This window comes from Pleurocapsa sp. CCALA 161, from assembly GCF_003003995.1.
Classification (GTDB): domain Bacteria; phylum Cyanobacteriota; class Cyanobacteriia; order Cyanobacteriales; family Xenococcaceae; genus Waterburya.
Map to the genome: position 1 here is coordinate 1 of NZ_PVWF01000219.1, position 4,311 is coordinate 4,311.

Below are 4,311 nucleotides of genomic sequence, written 5' to 3' on the forward strand. Positions count from 1 at the left end.
AGTCGGCGAAGCGAATCGGGCATGGGAAGAGATCTAGAATTTCAACATTCCCTGAGCGAGCCATCGTAGCCCGACGACTGGCAACTATCTACTCCTCCAAATCTCGCCACTGATCTTGAATATTCTGATCTGTAGATGAACTTGGTAACGGAATAAACCTTCTAGTGCGAACAGCAAATTTCTTAGGCTTCAACCTAACACAAGCGCAATCTTGAGCAATCTTGAGATAGCCATGAAGGTCGCGTAGATTAGCCAATTCATCAGGCATCACAGCATAACTCTCTCGTAACTGTTCATTAAAGCTATCTGTTCTACTATTACCGCTTCTACCTGTATGACGGGAATGACTATGATTCTCTGCCAAATGAATAAACTCCTGTTTACCGATAATCTTCGCCATAGTTTCTGCTGTCTGAGGGTCGGCACAATTTAAAATTAACTTAGTTTTTGTTCCCTGCAAAATAATCCGAGTATGTTGCTGTCCATACTTAGAATTAATTTGAGCCTCGGTTTGAGTACCCAAAATCGGACATCCTCCATATTTACGACTTTCACTTAGTAAACGATGGAGACTGGGTAACTGATTCAATGCGCCAAGTTCATCAATAATAATTGCCGTTTTTCTAGTTCGTTGTTCATTCGATAATAAACCTTGGAGCATCAACTCAAAAATCAAGCTATGAAGAGGTTTGAGTAGTTCCGACTCGTCTTCTCTTAAAGTAACAAAAATCCAGCAGGGACTATCGCTCCTGCCCCAGTCATAAAAACTTAGAGCTTGATTCTGAGGTTGAGTTAGACAGGCGTAAAACTGACAGTAGTTGGCAGCAGTAGACAGTACAGAAGTTGCTGTTCTTTCTTCTGCTAAATATCTAGCAGCTAAAGTTCCTGAGATGAATGAGCTTAATGTTTGATTATCGCTGATTAGTAACGACCATAACTCTTGATTACTTTTGGTTTGGCGAAATAACTCTGCCATTACTGCCCTGCCAGCATTAGAGAAAAAAGGCTCGGTTGCAGATTCCTGGGGAATTAAACCTGCTGCCATAGTTTCAGGTCTGGCTTGTTCGTGAATATGGCTCCAGTGAACCGAACGAGCATCGAAGGGATTAAAAATGAAGTCTCTGTGGGGATCGTAGAACTTCTCTAACATCTCGCCATTGCGGTCGAAGACTATGGCCCGAAAATCTTTTCTTTTCCTGAGAAGTGCGGTCATTTGGCTAATAGCCTGAGTTTTACCAGTTCCTGGAGAACCAAACATAAAGAAACCACGATCTTCTAGCTGTTCGGGAATAGACAGACCGACGATTTCTAATTGGGGCTTATATTTTGATTTTGGTTCTTTTTTTAGTTTGGCTTTGAGCTGACGAGTAGGTATAACCTTCGCTCCTCTCAAAACATTTTGATTGTGCTGATGAAGATTCCTTTTAGGCTTGATCGACAAGAGGGAAAGCATTATAGCTGTGGTCAACACCCCAGCAAATAATCTCAGATAGCCGAATTGATCGATTAAATAGGACAAAATTACTTCTGGATGTTCGATCAGAAATAGAGCAGTTTCAGTATTATTCAACCCCCACAAAGCTAATGAAAGGAAGATGATTGAAAGAAATGATGCTACGAGAGAACTATTGAGATTATTATTGTTTGCTTTCATTATCGGGACTTTGACAATTTTTACCTATCAAAAAGGGGTGAAAGCCTTGCCAGACGCCGAATTTACCTCGAAGAGGTAAATTCGCCTGAAACCCAGATATATTAAGGATTTAGCTATTTTGAGGTTAAACCATTAATACATGAGGCTTTCACCCCTTTTTGAACCTAGTTTTTTGTCAAAGTCCCATTATCTGCCGATTGTGAATGATTGAGTTTGAATATGAGTAAGATCGAGGTTCTGCTGCATCTCATTGGTTCTGGCTTGAATCTGATGCTCGATTTGGGTAGCAGAAAAAGTGTTTTTGACGGTGGCGTTGTCTCGGTCGAATTTGAGTTCCTGACCTTGATGAGTAATAGTTAAAGAATCGCGATCGCGTTTAATTTCTGTTCCATCTGAAGCTCTATAACTCCTGACATGAAGATTTTGCGGGTCTAATTTACCTACTTGCTCAACTAAATACTTAGCAGCAACCAGTAGTCTAAATTCTTGTTCTCTTGAGGGAATTGATAATTGCTGATTAAGCTGATTAAATTGTTGTTTGGCAATGAGAGTCAGCGCATTTTCTTGCCCTCTGGATTTTTCTACTGATAGTCCCAAAGCATTAGTACTAGCGGTGTAAACTTTAAATTCTTGTTTCGCTCGTGATGCTGCGACATAAAAGCTTTCTTTGCCTACGGTGAGAGAAAATCCCGAATCCGCAGCATAGATGCAGTAATTAGCAGTTTTGCCTTGACTAGAGTGAACTGTATCAACGTAGCGGTAGTCAGAATAAAGCAGAGTATCGGGATTAACTGTCTGAGTTTTGCCTTTGGTCTTTATTTCTATTTGCCCATGTGAGTCAAAACCTAATACTGTGAACTGCTGTCCATTTATTTGCTTTTGCTGATTCTGATAATGGTTGCGGGTAAACTTCATTTCCTCGCCCTTGCGAAGCTCGCGAGTCTGGGATTGAAATACCGTTCGGTCTTTATAGCAATTGAGTTCTAAGCTTTGTTTGTTACCCAAGCTATCTCTGAGGGTTAAAGTACCCGCTCTACTATTGACGACATCAACTCGGTAGTAAAGCTCTTTACTAAACTTGGCTGAGTTGTTCTTAAACTTAACTACATCTCCCAGTTCATAACTACTGGCTTGAGTCAGGCTAAATTTATCTAAGTCTTTGGGTTTGAGTATATTGATTGACTGAGATTGCTGACCAAGTTTGCCCTGCTCAATTAACCCTTGACGTACCTGTTTGGTAATTACTTCTTTCTCTTTATTCGTTCCTGCAAGAATTAATGTCTGGGCTTGAGTTTTGTTATCCCGTTCTAGATAGTCATTGACCACTGCTTTTAGTCTGAGGCTGTCGATGGGTATTTGTTTGATGTTGCCCTGTTGGTTAAGCTTTTGATATCCCTGTTTTATTTCACCTTTGGACAATAAATCTACAACTTCTTTAAGCTGGAAATTTTGCTGTCGAACATTGAGATCGATTCCGACTGTGGGCAAGTTGGTTTGTTCTTGGAGTAATTTGAAAGGAGAACCAGCCTGTACCGCAGTAAGCTGTTTAGTATCGCCGATTAACAATAGACGAGAGTTTGTTTGTTGACTCCTCTCTAGTAAATTTTTCATTTGAGTACTGCTAATCATCCCCGCTTCATCCACCACAATCAATTCGTTCTTTGGTAATGACTTAAGGGGAATATTTAGATAGGCATCAAGAGTTTGACAGTTGATATCTGCCCCTTTATTTAGTTCTCCAGCAGCAGCAGCACTAGGGGCTAAACCTCGCATTGAAATATTTGAAGAGATAGTTTCTTTTAATGCTCCAACGGTGTAGGTTTTGCCAACTCCCGCATCTCCTTGACAAAGCATGACTGCATCCCGATTATTCGCAAAATGAATTAAGGCATTCGTTTGGGATTTATTCAGTCCTAGTTTTTGAGCTTGTTGATTAGCAATTTCTGTATTGGCTAGAGGAGGATATTTATCTCTGCCATTCTTAGCCAGACTTAAAATTCTCTTTTCTCTGTTAATGGCAGCTTCGGTAGTGAGTCTGCCATCTTGAGTTTTGATTAAGCTCTTGCTGGAATTAATTTCTTTCTCTAAATCTTCGAGGCTTTAGTTTACATATCTTATTGATGATGTTTTAAAATAGCCAAAAATACCCAATCTATATTTATTTGAAAAATGAGAATAATTTATTTTATTCCTACCAAGGGTGCATCAGGTGTGGAATTTTACCCAGTATATGATTAGTAGTACTAAAGCTAATCTATCACACTGAAAGTGAATCTTTTTTAGTTAAATAATTGGTTGGATTGCTTAAATCTTTGGCACAATGAATCAAGATTAAGCACTAAAAACTCGAAATGAATCAGTCTGAATTAAGTCCAATAGAAAAAGCGATCGCCCGTAAGTTAGATAAGACAAAGAACAAAGCAACTCAGCCTGGATATTTGAGAAAGTTGGTGGCTAAGCTGCATTTGAGGATTGAGGCAGCTTTAGCTAGAGGATGTGAATATGATGATTTGGCTGAATCGATTACTGAAAGTGGAGTCAAGATTAGTTCGGCAACACTGAAGCAATATCACACTGAATACCGTCGCTCTTTGAACCAAGAAGCAGAAGGAATACAGACTTCTCGTACTGTTAATTCGGTTTTGCTCAAGAAACAG

The 4,311-nt window shown here is 39.7% G+C and carries 3 protein-coding genes; 1 reads left to right on the plus strand and 2 read right to left on the minus strand.

Annotated features, from left to right (window positions below; genetic code table 11):
* Window positions 1–88: 88 nt before the first annotated feature.
* Window positions 89–1,654 (minus strand): type IV secretion system DNA-binding domain-containing protein, encoded by a 1,566-nt coding sequence (locus tag C7B62_RS24725; RefSeq protein WP_106244048.1) that lies wholly within the window; start codon window positions 1,652–1,654, stop codon window positions 89–91.
* 186 nt (window positions 1,655–1,840) lie between these two features.
* Complete coding sequence (locus tag C7B62_RS24730) at window positions 1,841–3,730, minus strand: AAA family ATPase (RefSeq protein ID WP_106244050.1); 1,890 nt, start codon at window positions 3,728–3,730, stop codon at window positions 1,841–1,843.
* Between the two features lie 275 nt (window positions 3,731–4,005).
* Between C7B62_RS24730 and C7B62_RS24735 the strand changes: the two genes are divergently transcribed.
* On the plus strand, window positions 4,006–4,311 hold a 306-nt coding region (locus C7B62_RS24735), incomplete at its 3' end, for a hypothetical protein (protein ID WP_106244054.1).

What these genes read in the sequence shown, in the direction of transcription:
- C7B62_RS24725 (WP_106244048.1), bottom strand. Translation starts at nt 1,654, where the DNA reads ATGAAAGCAAACAATAATAATCTCAATAGTTCTCTCGTAGCATCATTT.